The 15,239-nt window shown below is 46.1% G+C and carries 7 protein-coding genes; 1 reads left to right on the plus strand and 6 read right to left on the minus strand.

Features of this window, described 5'->3' with window-relative positions:
* Positions 1–30: 30 nt before the first annotated feature.
* Positions 31–606 carry a helix-turn-helix domain-containing protein gene (locus FDF36_RS16315; RefSeq protein WP_005781772.1) on the minus strand — a complete coding sequence of 192 codons (576 nt, stop codon included), beginning with the start codon at positions 604–606 and terminating at the stop codon, positions 31–33.
* A 158-nt stretch (positions 607–764) separates the two neighbouring features.
* Positions 765–1,034, minus strand: a complete 270-nt coding sequence (gene rpsO, locus FDF36_RS16320; protein WP_220392061.1) for a 30S ribosomal protein S15 — start codon at positions 1,032–1,034, stop codon at positions 765–767.
* Between the two features lie 155 nt (positions 1,035–1,189).
* Between rpsO and typA the strand changes: the two genes are divergently transcribed.
* Positions 1,190–2,989 carry a translational GTPase TypA gene (gene typA, locus FDF36_RS16325; RefSeq protein ID WP_220392062.1) on the plus strand — a complete coding sequence of 600 codons (1,800 nt, stop codon included), beginning with the start codon at positions 1,190–1,192 and terminating at the stop codon, positions 2,987–2,989.
* A gap of 229 nt (positions 2,990–3,218) precedes the next feature.
* On the opposite strand, the gene FDF36_RS16330 is transcribed toward typA, so the two are convergent.
* From FDF36_RS16330 to FDF36_RS16345, 4 genes are all read right to left on the minus strand, one after another.
* On the minus strand, positions 3,219–5,246 hold the full coding sequence (locus tag FDF36_RS16330) for a RagB/SusD family nutrient uptake outer membrane protein (protein ID WP_220392063.1): 2,028 nt from the start codon (positions 5,244–5,246) through the stop codon (positions 3,219–3,221).
* Positions 5,247–5,260: 14 nt separating this feature from the next.
* The gene (locus tag FDF36_RS16335; RefSeq protein WP_220392064.1) at positions 5,261–8,521 is read right to left on the minus strand and encodes a SusC/RagA family TonB-linked outer membrane protein; all 3,261 of its coding nucleotides are present in this window, start codon (positions 8,519–8,521) and stop codon (positions 5,261–5,263) included.
* A 1,076-nt stretch (positions 8,522–9,597) separates the two neighbouring features.
* On the minus strand, positions 9,598–12,087 hold the full coding sequence (locus FDF36_RS16340; protein WP_220392065.1) for a glycoside hydrolase family 95 protein: 2,490 nt from the start codon (positions 12,085–12,087) through the stop codon (positions 9,598–9,600).
* Positions 12,088–12,183: 96 nt separating this feature from the next.
* Positions 12,184–15,231 (minus strand): glycoside hydrolase domain-containing protein, encoded by a 3,048-nt coding sequence (locus FDF36_RS16345; RefSeq protein WP_220392066.1) that lies wholly within the window; start codon positions 15,229–15,231, stop codon positions 12,184–12,186.
* Between the last annotated feature and the right edge of the window lie 8 nt (positions 15,232–15,239).

Raw genomic sequence — 15,239 nt, forward strand, 5'->3', positions numbered from 1 at the left:
AGTAATGTGTAGAGCGATAATTGCCGATCATTAAATAGGTGTATAGATTACTGCCAGGATTTTGGCGGCTTGTCCTTCATAAGCATGAACGTGATGGGGGACGATGGAATCATAGTAGATGCTGTCACCTTCTTCGAGCAGGTAAGTGCTTTTTCCGTAACTGATTTCCATGACACCTTCCATGACCATGATAAATTCTTCTCCTTCGTGGGAAGAAAGTACAAAATCACTGTCTTGTGTAGGGGCTACATCAATGATGAACGGTTCCATATGGCGGTCGGCTTTTGACTTAGACAATGAATGATACTGCATGTGCTTGCGCGAATGGATAGCATTGTTTGAGAAGCTGATTGTGTCTGTAGCTTCCATCTTGCGTGAAACTACCGGACCTGTTTCGTCCTGGTCGTCGAGGAAAGTGCCCAGACGTACGCCCAATACACGGGCTATTTTGATAAGTGGAGCCAATGAAGGCAAGTCAATATTGTTTTCGATACGCTCTATTTGTTCAATAGCCAATCCTGAGCGTTCGGCAAGTTCTTCTATTGAGATTCCTTTGTTCTCACGGAGTGATTTAATTTTTTCTCCTACGATTTTGCTTGTATCCATAATGTTGAATGTATTTTCCCGGTAAAAGGTTATAATTTAATTCGTTTTGCTGCAAAATTAATGAAATTTTATATCCAAGCAAGGGAGAAAGATAAAAAATAAAAGCCGTTTCCTCCATAGAGAAGAAACGGCTTTTAAATTTTGTTCGCAGTAAGTGATTACTTACGCAAGCCGAGCTCTTTGATGATAGCGCGATATCTGGTGATATCTTTTGCTTTCAGGTAGTCGAGCAAAGCACGACGTTTACCTACCAACATAGTCAAAGCTCTTTCTGTACTATAATCTTTTCTGTTGAGCTTCATGTGCTCAGTCAGGTGAGTAATACGGTATGAAAACAAAGCTACCTGGGCCTCAGCTGAGCCAGTATCAGTGTTAGACTTTCCGTACTTACTGAAGATTTCTTGCTTTTTAGCAGCGTCTAAATACATAATTAATAAAATTATTGATCTATAAAATGTTTCTTTGAGCGTGCAAAGATAGGCATTATCTTTTATCCCACAATGAATTGCAGGAAATATTTTCTATAGTATCCCTTTTTTCTAATCCAATTTTTGTACCTTTGTCGCCAAATAATAGGTATTCTATGCAAAATATTCGAAACATTGCAATTATTGCCCATGTTGACCATGGGAAAACGACTCTCGTCGATAAAATGCTTTTAGCCGGAAACTTGTTTCGCGGCAACCAAACAAGCGGTGAATTAATTCTGGATAACAATGACTTGGAGCGTGAACGAGGGATAACGATCCTCTCTAAAAACGTTTCTATCAATTACAACGGAACTAAGATTAATATTATTGATACTCCGGGACACAGCGACTTCGGTGGCGAAGTAGAGCGTGTGCTCAACATGGCCGACGGATGCATTCTGTTGGTTGATGCTTTTGAAGGCCCGATGCCGCAAACGCGCTTTGTGCTGCAGAAAGCTTTGGAAATCGGATTGAAACCGATTGTTGTTATTAATAAGGTTGATAAACCGAATTGTCGTCCGGACGAAGTACACGAGATGGTCTTCGACCTGATGTTCAGCCTCGATGCTACTGAAGAGCAACTTGATTTTCCGACAATCTATGGCTCGGCCAAGAACAACTGGATGAGTACGGACTGGAAAGAGCAGACGGACAGCATTGTGCCTTTGCTGGATTGTATTGTAGAGAACATTCCTGCTCCGGAACAACTGGAGGGTACTCCACAGATGCTGATCACTTCGCTCGACTATTCTTCATATACAGGCCGTATTGCTGTAGGACGTGTTCATCGTGGTACACTGAAAGAAGGTATGAACGTGTCTTTGGCTAAGCGTGACGGCAGCATTGTAAAATCTAAGATTAAAGAGGTTCATGTATTCGAAGGGCTGGGTCGTGTGAAGACGACCGAGGTTTCTTCGGGAGATATTTGCGCTTTGGTGGGCATTGACGGATTCGAGATTGGAGATACGATCTGTGATTATGAAAATCCGGAAGCATTGCCACCTATTGCTATTGATGAACCGACTATGAGTATGCTGTTTGCCATCAACGACTCTCCGTTCTATGGTAAAGATGGTAAATTTGTAACTTCACGTCATATCCATGATCGCCTGACCAAGGAATTGGATAAGAATTTGGCTTTGCGCGTACGTAAGAGCGAAGAAGACGGTAAATGGGTTGTATCAGGCCGTGGTGTGCTTCACCTTTCTGTCTTGATCGAAACCATGCGTCGCGAAGGTTACGAGTTACAGGTCGGACAGCCGCAAGTAATCTATAAAGAAATAGATGGAGTAAAATGTGAACCGATTGAGGAGCTTACGATTAACGTGCCCGAAGAATATTCAAGTAAGATCATCGATATGGTAACCCGCCGTAAAGGTGAGATGACCATGATGGAGAATACCGGTGAGCGTATTAACCTTGAGTTTGACATGCCTTCACGTGGTATCATCGGTCTTCGTACGAACGTTCTGACAGCTTCGGCAGGTGAAGCCATTATGGCTCACCGTTTTAAAGAATATCAACCGTTCAAAGGGGATATTGAACGTCGTACCAATGGTTCGATTATCGCGATGGAGGGTGGTACTGCATTTGCTTATGCTATCGACAAGTTGCAGGATCGTGGTAAATTCTTTATTTTTCCTCAGGAAGAGGTATATGCAGGTCAGGTAGTGGGTGAGCATGCCCATGAAAAAGATTTGGTTGTAAATGTGACTAAGTCGAAGAAGTTGACTAATATGCGTGCTTCCGGTTCTGACGAGAAAGCCCGCTTGATTCCTCCCGTACAGTTCTCTCTTGAAGAGGCATTGGAATACATCAAGGAAGACGAATATGTAGAGGTTACTCCGAAGGCTATGCGTATGCGTAAAGTGCTTTTGGATGAAAACGAACGTAAGCGCGCTAACAAGAGCTGATATTTGCGGATATTCATATAATGAAAGGCTGTGCAATTTGCGCGGCCTTTTTGTTTATATATACCGTTCTTCTAATTATGTAATTATAAAAAAGGACATCCTCACGGACGCCCTTTTTCCAATTTTCCTTTTTTAAATTTGTGTAGTTGCTATAAATCTCTTACCACAACAACTTTATTATATACTAAAAATCAATACTTTTTATATTTTAGTTCCTATTGGAAAACTATTATTCGATAGCCGGTTCGCTTGTTTTGTTTGGCCAGTATGGGTTCTGGTAAAGTACAGAACTGTTGACTGAGCGGTCTGGAGACAGGAGCTCCATCTGCCGTATCGGCACCGGATACAAGTAGTATGCCTTAGCGAATGTGTAACCGTCGAATACAGCGTTATTTGCTTTTACGATTGAGTATGGACGTACATATTTACCTAATTCTTTGGCTGACATATTGGCTGTTGAACTACCGTCTGATACAATCTTATATTTAGGCTCACCTTTGTCGTTCTTCATTGCCACATAGTCATCATAAGCTTCATCCCAGAAGTTGAATCCTTCCGGAACATATTTGGTTGTGAGCAACTGATCCATGGCCCTCCAACGCATCAGGTCGTCCCAACGCATACCCTCACCGATAAATTCGCAACGACGTTCGCGGCGGATATTGAATAAAGTTGCATCTATCAATGTAGAACCGGAGTATTTTGCCCAGTCTACTTCCTTGCTCATGTCCGTATTGCGGATGGTCTTTTCGTAATCTGTGTCCACTCCGCCACGTTTGCGGATAGCGGTCCAGTATTGGGCTGCTTTTCCGTCGACCTTACCGTTTCTCAGGTAATATGCCTCCAGATAGTTAAGGTAAGCTTCCACACCACGATAGATGATGCATCCTGTGGTCGACTGGTCGGAACCGGAAATAATCTGGTCTTTCTTATAAGTTAGGCACTTGCGGATACGATATCCCGTCAAATCTCTGACTTCTTGCAATTCAAAGAGAGCAGGTTCGCCGAACTCGGGCATAGTGCCGTCACCATCGGCTCTTGGGGCCTGTTTGTCTTTCTCACCGAACAAGAAGAGTTGTAGGCGCTGGTCACGTCCTTCTTTTTCTTCCTGAATTCTGCTGTCACCTTTAAATCCGCTGTTGTCGGCATACCAGGGTAATCCGTTCTCCATCAGGAAAGTCTGTACATAGCTTCTCAACATTCCATTGTTTCCACCTGAATAAATATAATTGGGAGCACCGTGGCTGATGTTGATACTTCCCGAACGAAGATAATCTTTCCAGAAAAGAACCTCGGAATAACCACTCATGTCTTCAGCAGAGAACATTTCAAAGTAAGGATTCCAACCGGAATATTCACTGTCGCTAAGCGGATTGAATATCCCTGTATTTTCGGTCAGTGTGATAGCGTCCGCTACTTGTGAAGCTGCATCCATACACTGGTCGAGGAAGAAGTTGATTTCGGCTGATACATCGAGTGAGAAATTCGGATGTACGCTCTTTCCCGGCCATGTTTCGTCACCCGGCACGCGGCCCGTTCCCTGATGATATTTCTCAAATGTAGCTTCGTATAATGCTACACGTGATTTGATCAGCAAAGCACATTGTTTGTTCAGGCGATTGTTGTTCATAAAGCCCTGGTTTTTCATTAATCCGATGGCTTTGTCGAGATCTTCGAGAATGAAGCGGGCCACTTTATTGCGTGGCTGACGTACACTCTTTTCAATCAGTATCGCTTCATCATCCGGAAGCACCTCAGTGATGATAGGATAATCTCCGTATTTGCGTAGCTGGTTGTAATATACCAAGGCGCGCATGAAATACATTTCACCGATGTAGTGTTTGAGATCATCTTCTGATCCCGAGATCTTTCCGGCTTCGTATTTAGGCAATACTTGTTCGAAAAAGTAGTTGCAATAGCGGGCCAGTGACAATCCGTTGGACCAGTTGTCATTGTTTGAAGGTACTTTCCAGATCCCTTTTTCATAGTAGGTAGAGTTATAACCACCCACTACCATGTTGTCTGTACCGCCATCATTGTTTACCGTACCGGCATTCCATCCGCTATGTGTTGAGAACATAGAGTTGTATTTTGAAATGGTATATGCTGCCAGGTGGTCTGCAGTTTGGAAATACTCTTGCGGAGTGACCTGATCCAGCGGCTCTCTGTCCAGAAAGTCGTTGCACGAAGTCAGAGCCATGGATGCTCCCGCTACGAGGCAAGCCTGCGCCACGATATATTTCATTTTAATTTTCATATTCTTGGTGTTTTTTAGAAGTTAACATTTAAACCGACTGAAATGACTCTCTGCAACGGATATAGTTTACCGTTGTTCGCATCATATGTACTTCCGATTGCTTCCGGGTCGAAGATGCCTGTGATATCAGAGAAAGTAAGTAAGTTGTCTCCGGATACATAGACACGTACAGACGACATACCTGCTTTTTCTGTCCATGTTTTAGGCAAAGTATAACCTATCTGGATGTTTTTCAGACGGCAATAAGCTGCGTTCTGCAAATAACGGCTTTGTACATTCGTATTCTTACCGCCGTTTCTTGCTACACGTGGGTAGTAAGCGTTGGTGTTTGCTCCCAGAGGGTCACCTTCCGGACGCCAGAAATCCCAATGTTCCTTGAAGCCGGCAGCCTGCCATTGTCCAAGGCCGGTTGATCCCCAGAAGTACGGGCCCTGCAGCCAATAGTCACGTTTGCCGATGCCCTGGAAGAATGCGCGGAAGTCGATTCCTTTCCAGCTTGCATCGATAGTCAGACCGTAGTTAAAGCGCGGAGTACTGTTACCCAAGATAACGCGGTCACCTGTATCTCCCAGTTTATTACTTCCTGTGCTGATCTTGCCATCACCGTCGAGGTCGGCATACATGATGTCGCCTGCTCCCCATTTACTACCCAAGGCCGATTGGTCTACTTTTGCCAGATGGGCATCCATTTCTTCCTGGCTTTGTGCGATACCGATTGTCTTGTATCCCCAGATATTATTGAGTTTCTGGCCTTTGTAATAAGTACCGATGTTGTAGTCTTCATTCGGATATTTCAGGATTTTCTGCTGAGAATCAGACAGAACGAATTTCACGCCATAAGAGAAGTCCCGGATACGGTCTCTCCAACCCAGTTCAAGTTCAAAACCGTAGGACTTCATATCCGCATTATTGATCTTTGGCACTCCTGTACCTAAAGATGCTGCCAATTCGGGAGCCGGACCGATCATATCGTAAGTATAACGAACGAAGTAGTCGAACGAACCGGTCAAGCGGTTGTTAAACAATCCCCAGTCCAAACCGACATCCCATGTTTCGATGGTTTCCCACGTTTTCTTCATGCTGACAATGCCCGGATTGTTGGCGTAGTTAGGTAATGCTCCGTTCAGTAACCAGCCATAGTTGGAGCCTGTCGGCATAGTCTGATAGAAAGGATACCATGCGTCTTTGGTATCTGTATTACCTAATTGTCCCCAAGAAGCGCGGAGTTTCAATGTACCGATGCTGCATTTTTCAGCGATTCTTTCAAAGAATGGTTCTTGTGCAACGTTCCATCCGGCAGAGAATGAGGGGAAGAATCCCCAGCGTTTGTCACCTATAAAACGTGACGAACCGTCGTAACGTCCGTTAGCTTCCACCATGTATCGGTCTTTATAATTGTAGTTGATACGTCCGAAGAAACCGGCCACGGCATTGTGGGCATATCCTCCCCATGCTTTCGGGTCTTCAGTGGCTGTGTTGATAGTAGGCACTGAACTTGAAATCAGTGTACTCTTTTGAGCCTGGACATAACGGGTTTTATAAAGCTCACTGTTGAAACCGGCCATGACTTTGAAGTAGTGTCCGCTGTCAAACTGTTTAAAGTAGTCCGAATAGATGTTGGTCGTGTAGTAGTTTTCTTTATATGAATACTCGTTTACCTGAGAGAGGCCGAGTGCGCCGCCGTTCCATGAAATCAGGTACGGTTCGTTATCTGCGTTGTATGCATACACCGGCAATACATCCCAGTGTTCGTTCGTGTTCGTTGTGCGTAAACTACCTTCTACGTTGATTCTCCAGTTTTTGATGGGTTCGAAAACGAACTGTAGCTGTTGGGTGTTCAGGTCTTTTTGGTTGATCTGTTTTCCACCGTTTTCCAACTGCTCGATTTCCATGCCGTCTACCGGATGTCCGTTCGGGTCGTAAGCCGGGTTGGTCGGCCAACGACGGGCGATGTTGTGGAAGAAGAGGCCTGTCAGATATGACGGGCGGTCAAAGTCTTCGCGTGTCCATTTGGTTGAGTAAGTGACAGTGAACCAATCAGCAATCTGGCTTGTGATTTTACCGTTCATCGTATAGCGTTGGAAATTATCGCTACCATGACGAAGCAGACCGTTTTGGTCAAGGAAGCTTCCGCTGATGGTATATTGTGTCTTTTCTGTACCTCCGCTGATACTCAGGCTGTGTTCTTGTGACGGAACCCAGTCATTATAGAATTCCTTGAACCAGTCGGTATTGGCATTAGCACCGCCATAAGCCTGCCATTTACGGGTTTGTTCGTTCATGGTCATTGTCTCTTTCAGGGTTCCGGCTTGGTAGGCAAGGATACGGTCGAGTGCTTCTTGGCTGAATGGACCTGAGTCACCGGCATTTTCGGCTGCACGGTTGAAGTATTGTGCAAATTGATAAGAGTCCATCATTTCCGGTACACAGAGTGCGTCAGAGAAACGTACGTTACCGTTATAGCTGACCCTTGCTTTTCCGCTTTTACCACTCTTGGTTGTAACGAGGATTACACCGAATGCAGCACGGGCACCATAGATAGAGGCAGAAGCTGCATCTTTCAGTACAGATACATTTTCGATGTCGTTCGGGTTAACTGAGTTCAGGTCACCTTCGATACCATCGATCAAAATAAGAGGTGAAGATCCAGACCCGTCTCCAATGGTACCCGCACCACGGATATTGATACTCATCGAGCTATCCAATGCACCGCCGGAGTTACCCACCGAGAGGTTCAGACCCGGTACTACACCCTGCAATGCCTGCGATACGTTTTGTACCGGTCGGGCTTCAAGTACGTCGGAGCTGACCATGCCGACGGCACCGGTCACGTTCACTTTCTTTTGTGAACCATAGCCTACAATAACGACTTCATCCAATACCTCTGCATCTTCTTTCATTGTAATGTTGAGGACTGTACCTTCTGCCTTGACAGTTACGGTTTTGTAGCCAATGTAAGAAATTTCAAGTGTAGCGCCTTTAGGTACGTCAAAAGAGAATTTACCATTCAGGTCGGTGATAGTTCCCATGGTGGCATTGTCTTTCACTTTGACGGATACACCAATCATAGCTTCCCCATTTTGATCTACCACGGTACCGGTAGCTTTTACTTTTTGCTGCTGTACAGTGGCGATTTCGTGTTTTTCGTAAGTATCGGCTGCCGCTTGCTGAGGTGTAGCACACCATAGCATGATAGAAGCAGCGATTGCCATTTTCAGGCGATTTGTTTCTCGAAACCGGATTAGGTTCGGAAACAGGTTAGTTTTTTCTGTCATACACTAAATTGTTCGGTTAAACATTAATTTGATAGTTTGTTTTAGGATTCCGGATTTTATTTTGTTTCCGGAATAAGGTTTGTAAAGGGTTCGTTTTTTCTACTTCATAAGCATAATTATTAGAGGTTAATGTATGTATGTCATTTTTTTCTTGCTCCTTTCTGAACCATGCTGACTTGTTTATTAAATTGTTCGTTCAAAAGTGATTAAGTTCTCACGGAACTTGGAAAAAAATAATAAATCGGCTTTTGTATATTCTAAATTGTCTGATTCGTTCCTTTTCTTTATTGTTTTACTTGCAATTGTAATTGCATAGCCCCGAAAAGCTAATTATATTAAATGATACAGGAACTGCTCTGTCCCGACGATAGATCTTATGCAAATAGAAAGAAGCGTCTTTTTTCTACCACCTTCCTCTGAGGCGGCATATTTTATTTATTGTCTGCTACTTTTTAATAAAATAATGATGTGCAAAACATAGATAAAGAAAATTATTATTATAAATTCTTGCATATTATTAAAAGTTATCGCATCTTTGCCAAGAGATATTGTGATTTTATAAACACAAGTTAGCCTAAGTTAACAAAAAAATATTAATACAAGAACAGGTCAAAGGTTAAGGTACATTTACAGAAACACTTTAATGGCGATAAGTTCCGTGAGAACTAAATTCTTCTTATACTCCGTTCATAATGCACAGGTGAGCATTATTTAATATTAATCATGAAAATCTTTTTCTTCAGCGGAATTTTCTGTTTTTTGTTTTGAGACTTTATATTTAATTTTTGTCTTTTTCTTTCCGTTTCCTATCCGATTTTGTTTAATAGTGTTTATATTTAGGACTGTTGGATTAAGAAATACTAAAGTGTTAAATATGATACTTTTTGAGTTCTTTAATAAGGATAGTAGAACAGTAGTAGTAAGATGCGGATGGTGGTAAGATTAGGTTTGGACATCTCTATATGATGGATCTGTTTCTCTGGGTAAATCAGTGTCTGTGTAATAAAGCAAAAACATCCCCGGAAAAAAACTTTTCTTCCGGGGATGTTTTTATTTAATAGGATTATACTAAAGTATTATTTGATGACCAGTCGGTCTCCATCTAAAGCCAATTTATAAACTATTCCTTTACTTGTTTTGAAAGAGAGAACCTTATCTCCATATCTTACCGTACAAGGCTCACCTGCTTTCGAAAAGATGGTTGCTTCTGCAAGCTGTCCGTCTTTCCATGACAAGTCTACCTCAAAGTTCCCTTTGGCGCAGATTCCACTAATACTTCCGTTTTTCCAGGCATCCGGAAGTGCGGGTAATAGTTGAATGAAGCCCATGTGACTCTGAAGCAGCATCTCTGTGATACCGGCGGTACCTCCAAAGTTCCCGTCGATCTGGAAAGGCGGGTGAGTATCCCACAGATTGTCCAATGTACCGTTTTTCAGCAAATTGCCGAAAAGTTTGTATGCGTGGTTACCGTCTTGCAGACGTGCCCATTGGTTAAGTTTCCATCCCATACTCCATCCGGTTGCTCCGTCGCCGCGATGCTCAAGTACCACTCTGGCGGCTTTGGCGAGATCGGGCGTGGTGATGGGTGAGAGAGTATGTCCCGGGTGTAGTCCGAAAAGATGGTTGACGTGACGGTGTTCGTCTTTCGGGTCGTCTATATCTTTCGACCATTCCATCAACTGACCGTAGCGACCTACTTTATAAGGAGCCAGATGTGCCAGCACTTCTTGCCATTGTTTACGTTCCTTGCTGTCCACTCCGAGCACTTTACTTGCTTCGATAGCATCCAGTAAGATTTCGCGGATTACGGCATGCACAAAGGTGGTTCCTTCGTCAATCGGTCCGTGTTCGGGCGAAGTGGAAGGAGCTGCGGTGTAAGTTCCATCCGGTTTGCGCCACAAAAAGTCAGTGGCAAACTGAGCACTGCTCTTAATCAAATCGTATCCGGTTTCTTTCAAGAATTTCTTGTCACGGGTATAATCATAATATTCCCAGATGTGTGTTGCCAGCCAGGGACCGGCCATCGGATTGAAGTTCCACGACATATCTTCGCTTTCGAGTGGAGCGGTAAATCCGAAAATATTGGCCGAAATGGATGCGGTCCATCCCCTTGTTCCGAAATAAGCTTGTGCTGTTTTCTGTCCCGGTTTTACCAATGTACGGATAAAGTCCACCAACGGGAGTGTACATTCATTGAGGTTGGTCGAGCAAGCCGGCCAGTAGTTCATTTGTATGTTGATGTTGTTATGGTAGTCTACTCTCCACGGACCGTCTACGTTGTTGTGCCAGATGCCTTGCAGGTTGGCAGGCATGTTGCCCGGTCTTGAGCTGGCGATAAGCAGGTAGCGTCCGAACTGATAGTAGAGTTCTTCGAGATAAAAGTCCGGTTGTCCTTTGCGATAGTTTTGCAAACGCTTGGCTGTAGGCAGGCTGGCGCTTTGCTGATCGGGATTCAACTGTAACTTCACTCGGTTGAACAAGGCGGCGTAGTCGTCATAGTGTTGTTTGAACAGCACATCATATCCCATGGTTACCGCATTGTCCATCCATTGACGAGTGGTTTCGGCAGGGTTTACTCCTACGTATGTTTTGGGATCCTTGAAGTCCGGATCAAAGTTTATTTTATAATCCGTATCCGCAGTGACGAGGAATACTACTTCGTCGGCATCCTTTATGGTAATTTTTCCGTCTGCGTTTGACAATGTTCCGCCTTTGGCAGTGGCATGGATGCGTACGACGTACTGCATACCGTTGTTGTCGAGGTGGGCAGTGTATGCAAGGCCGTTGGCACCGTCTGCCGACATACTTCCTGTCGATACGGGATTGGGGGCGTAACTGAAAGTAAGGTTCTGCTTGCCCGGCCGGTCGGCTTTGAAGCGGATTGCCATCACATTGGCAGGATAGGAAATGAAGTAGTCGCGTTCGTAGGCTACATCGTCTTTCTTGAATTGCACCACGGCCAATGCCGAATCCAAAGAGAGAATACGTTTATAGTCACTCATATTCACAGCGCTCAGTCCGGTTTCTATATAAAACTCTCCCATTGTGGTGAAGTTACCAAAACGGAAAGGCTTTTCGCGGCTCGACTCATAAGGCACTTCGCTATTGAAGTTCTTGCGCGTCAGCATTTCGGCTTTTTTCTGGTCTCCGTCGGTAAAGGCCTGGCGTATTTCTTTCAGTACGTGTGCCGATTGTTTGTTTACATTCCAGTAGGCATCGGCTCCTCTCGAAGTGTTAGGTCCTCCTCTCCAGAGAGTTTTCTCGTTGAAGGTGATGCGTTCCGCCTCTATCGAGCCCATGATGTTGGCTCCGATGCTTCCGTTTCCAATGGGCAATGATTGCGACTCCCAGTTGGCATCCGGGTTCCGGGCAGTGTCTCCTGCACTTTCCGGTTTACTTTCTCCTTTCCAGAGGTCGGGACGGCTGCCATACCAGATGGCTCTGCCCTGTAGCGTATTCGGTGTGTCGAACCAGATGGAGAGCCCTTGCGTGTAGTCGGTGCCGCCGGCGTGTGCTGCCGGAAGAGCGAACAGGGCACTGAGGAGAAATGAATAAAGTTTCTTCATGTTTTGGGTGTTATTTTAGGGGTTAGTTATATTGGTTTGTCATAGTCTGCGCAAAAATAATAAAAACTATTGATTTTCACGCAGACTGCTTCGGGTTTACTGCGGAGCGATGTAGATTAGCCATCCTTTTCTGGGTGCTGTACTTATCGGGTCGTCAATATTCCATTCGTCAGCCTCCTGCATATCCTGAATCTCAGGTGCTACCAACTTCACTTGTTGCGGGTCGAGTCCTAACTGTTCCCAGTTTATGCTCAGTTTCACGCTCTTCACTTCATCCGAATAGTTGCCGATGGATAGCAGGGTCTTTCCCGGTTTGCGATAGGCAGTGACTTTGACAGCCTCGTCGGATGTGGAGACGGCCGGATGTTCCTCCCAGAACCCGAGCATGGTGGCGTCCGCAATGCCGAATGAATCCCATACCTTCCATACCTGTCGCGGATCGCAGTTGACTCCTTCGGTGTACCATGGATAGCGGACAGTCATTCCGTATTGCATCCCTAACCATGCATTGCCTCCTCTGTACAGCATATCGCCTGTTAGTCCGAACGGAATACCTGACGATTCTACCAACCAGTTGGCCGGTGTCATTTTATCGTAAAGGAAGCTTTCACCGAACCATAGTTTGTCTACATACGGGAAGAACTCCGTATATTGATTGGCAGGTCCCCTCGAGAATCCTGTATTCGAATGCAGATCGATCAGGCATCCCGGCTTTACGCTTTCCATGGCGCGGCGCATCCGTTTCAGGATACGGCGGTCAAAGGAAACGTCATCCAGATAGATACCGTCGATGTCCATGTTCTGCACCATCCAGCGTAATCCTTCTATATAGTAGTTGTACCACCGGGAGTCTCCTTCCGCTGTCAGTACGGAGGCATCGGCCGTGATGCCCTGTGCGTTGGCATAGTCAAAGTGTTCGTACCACTGTGGCGTGTAGTCCGCCACGAAGTGTTCGCGACACCATGGGAAGCCTCCGCCGTTGCCGCCTCTCAGTATCTCGTGTCCCAGGCTGCGGATGGCCCAGATTTCGGATGTGGCGTTGCTTAGTTCACGTAGTGTGTAGTATATTTTCACCTTACACCCTTTGGCATGCCACTCTTTGGTGAACTCCTTCATCTTGTCTACTGTGAGGAACGGATAGTTGATAAACGGATTGTAGTTATTCCCCTGATGAACGTTGATGATGCGCACGCCTGCTTCGATATCAGCCTGAGTCGGTGTCGGTTTAGGGCCGTTGTGGTAATAACGGTCTGTAAACTGGCTTCTCATATTCAATGGCTTCACCGGAGTGATGATCGTGGCAAAGTCGAATGTGATGGGCTTACCCGCTTCGAGTGTGCGTTCTCCGCTGTATGCCACAGCTTTCACTCCGTCTGCCTCTTTCCGTATGGCGAATCCGCCCTTACCCCCGTTGAACCAGCTTTCCGGATAGGCCGGACGATACAGATTCAATAGCGGACCGCTGTAGGTGCTTCCCCTGAATTCGCAGTGGATACCCGCATGTTCGTTTCCGATCCAGAAGCTGTCGAACGGCCACAGCCATTGTTGCTCTTTCGATGTAGGAATCGATACTCCGAAGTTGTTCACCGTTTTCTCCGGTGCGTCCCATTTACCGTCGTATTGTTGAGGCGTGGCTTGCCCCGGAAGGCCCATCCCCAGGAAGTAAGTTCCTACTTTGTTCGTGACCGGCAATACCAAGCGGATATCTTTCACCTCTATCCGCTTCTTAGGTGTGATGGTGTATACGTAGTTCATCCATCCGTCGAACTCCATGATTGCTTTGCAGCTTACGGTCATCTCTTCGTCCTCAGCCTTCCAGCTTCCGGTCACATGGCCTTCGGTATGTTCCGTCAGTTCGGGGATGGCTTTCAGCTCTTTCACCCCGGCGGCGGTTTGTATCACAAACCGCATGGGGCTGCTCAGCACGTCGTTGTTCCATGAACGAATCTGTGCGGGTAGCCCTGTGGTTTCGTCCACCGTAACGGTGCGTCCCAGACATCCGATCCGGTTCTCGTCTACCGTCATCGCCGTATAGGGTCCGGTAGGTGTATCGGCTATGCCCAGTGTCGAGTTCAGCCATCTCAGGCGGCTATATCTCCACAACTCGTTGTCGCCTCTGTCGGCCAGCGGCTCTCCCGCTATTCGTATGCTTACGGGGACTACGCCTTGCGCTCCGTTAGCGTCACTGATGGTGATGGTGCCTGTATAGACTCCTTCTTTCTGCCCGTCGGGTATATCTACTCCGAACCAGAGAGCCTGTACCTCTCCTTTGGGTACGTTTACTTCTTTTTTGAACGCTTTTCCGTAAGGATCGGTTCCTTCGACATTAAAACAGGTAATGGCTGTTGCCGATATTATTTCCCGGCCACACTTCAGGGAAGAAGCCCGGTAAGCAATCTTGTCTGCTTGGTTCACGGCTGCCCAAAGCCCGATCTGGAAGGTATAGTATTCATTGGGGGCTGCTTCTCCCCGAAACAGTTTTCCCTGTTTGTCTGCCAGCCATTTGGTGGGGAGGTTGTTGCGCATCCGGATGGGGAACCTGCGATCTTCGGCAAAGAGGTAGAGGGCGGCTTTGTTGCGGTTGACGTAGTTTTCTTTTTCCCGGGCCGTTGCGGCAACTTCCATCGGATAAAAACTGTCGAAAGCCTGTCGCGACTCTACTTTGACCACTTTGGCCTGAGGGCTTTTGCGGGTTGCTTCGGCCTCGGACAGCCAGGTTGCGTCCGGTGCGCTTTCTTTCGGAATGTATCCGCCATTGTAGAATCCGTATCCATTTTGTACCCGATAGGGCAGGTAGTAGAAGTAGTACGTGCCTTTCTCCTTGACCGGGCCGAATTGCAGGCGGCAGTGTTCATTGTTCACTTCTATCCGCCGGATGTTGCGGATGGTGTCTCCGGTGGCCGCATGGATAACCAGGAACCGCCTGTCGTCTACATCCTTGTCCGGACGTCGCCATTCAAAGTCGAGCGCCACCACCTTTGCCGGTTTCTCTATTTGCAGTATAGCCCGGTGATTGCCAAAAGACTCCTCCCACGGGCTGGAAGGAACACCGTACGGATAGTTTTGTGGCTTTTGGGCTGCGATCGGCCCTGCGCCTCCTACTGTAAGCAGCAGGCATGTGAGTGATAGTACATGTAGTCTCATACTTATAA

This window comes from Bacteroides fragilis, from assembly GCF_019583405.1.
GTDB classification, from domain to species: Bacteria; Bacteroidota; Bacteroidia; order Bacteroidales; family Bacteroidaceae; genus Bacteroides; species Bacteroides fragilis_B.

Excerpts from the sequence above, each read along its gene's own strand:
- FDF36_RS16315 (WP_005781772.1), bottom strand. The coding sequence starts at position 606 with ATGGATACAAGCAAAATCGTAGGAGAAAAAATTAAATCACTCCGTGAG.
- FDF36_RS16335 (WP_220392064.1), bottom strand. The coding sequence starts at position 8,521 with ATGACAGAAAAAACTAACCTGTTTCCGAACCTAATCCGGTTTCGAGAA.
- typA (WP_220392062.1), top strand. The coding sequence starts at position 1,190 with ATGCAAAATATTCGAAACATTGCAATTATTGCCCATGTTGACCATGGG.
- FDF36_RS16330 (WP_220392063.1), bottom strand. The coding sequence starts at position 5,246 with ATGAAAATTAAAATGAAATATATCGTGGCGCAGGCTTGCCTCGTAGCG.
- FDF36_RS16345 (WP_220392066.1), bottom strand. The coding sequence starts at position 15,231 with ATGAGACTACATGTACTATCACTCACATGCCTGCTGCTTACAGTAGGA.
- FDF36_RS16340 (WP_220392065.1), bottom strand. The coding sequence starts at position 12,087 with ATGAAGAAACTTTATTCATTTCTCCTCAGTGCCCTGTTCGCTCTTCCG.
- rpsO (WP_220392061.1), bottom strand. The coding sequence starts at position 1,034 with ATGTATTTAGACGCTGCTAAAAAGCAAGAAATCTTCAGTAAGTACGGA.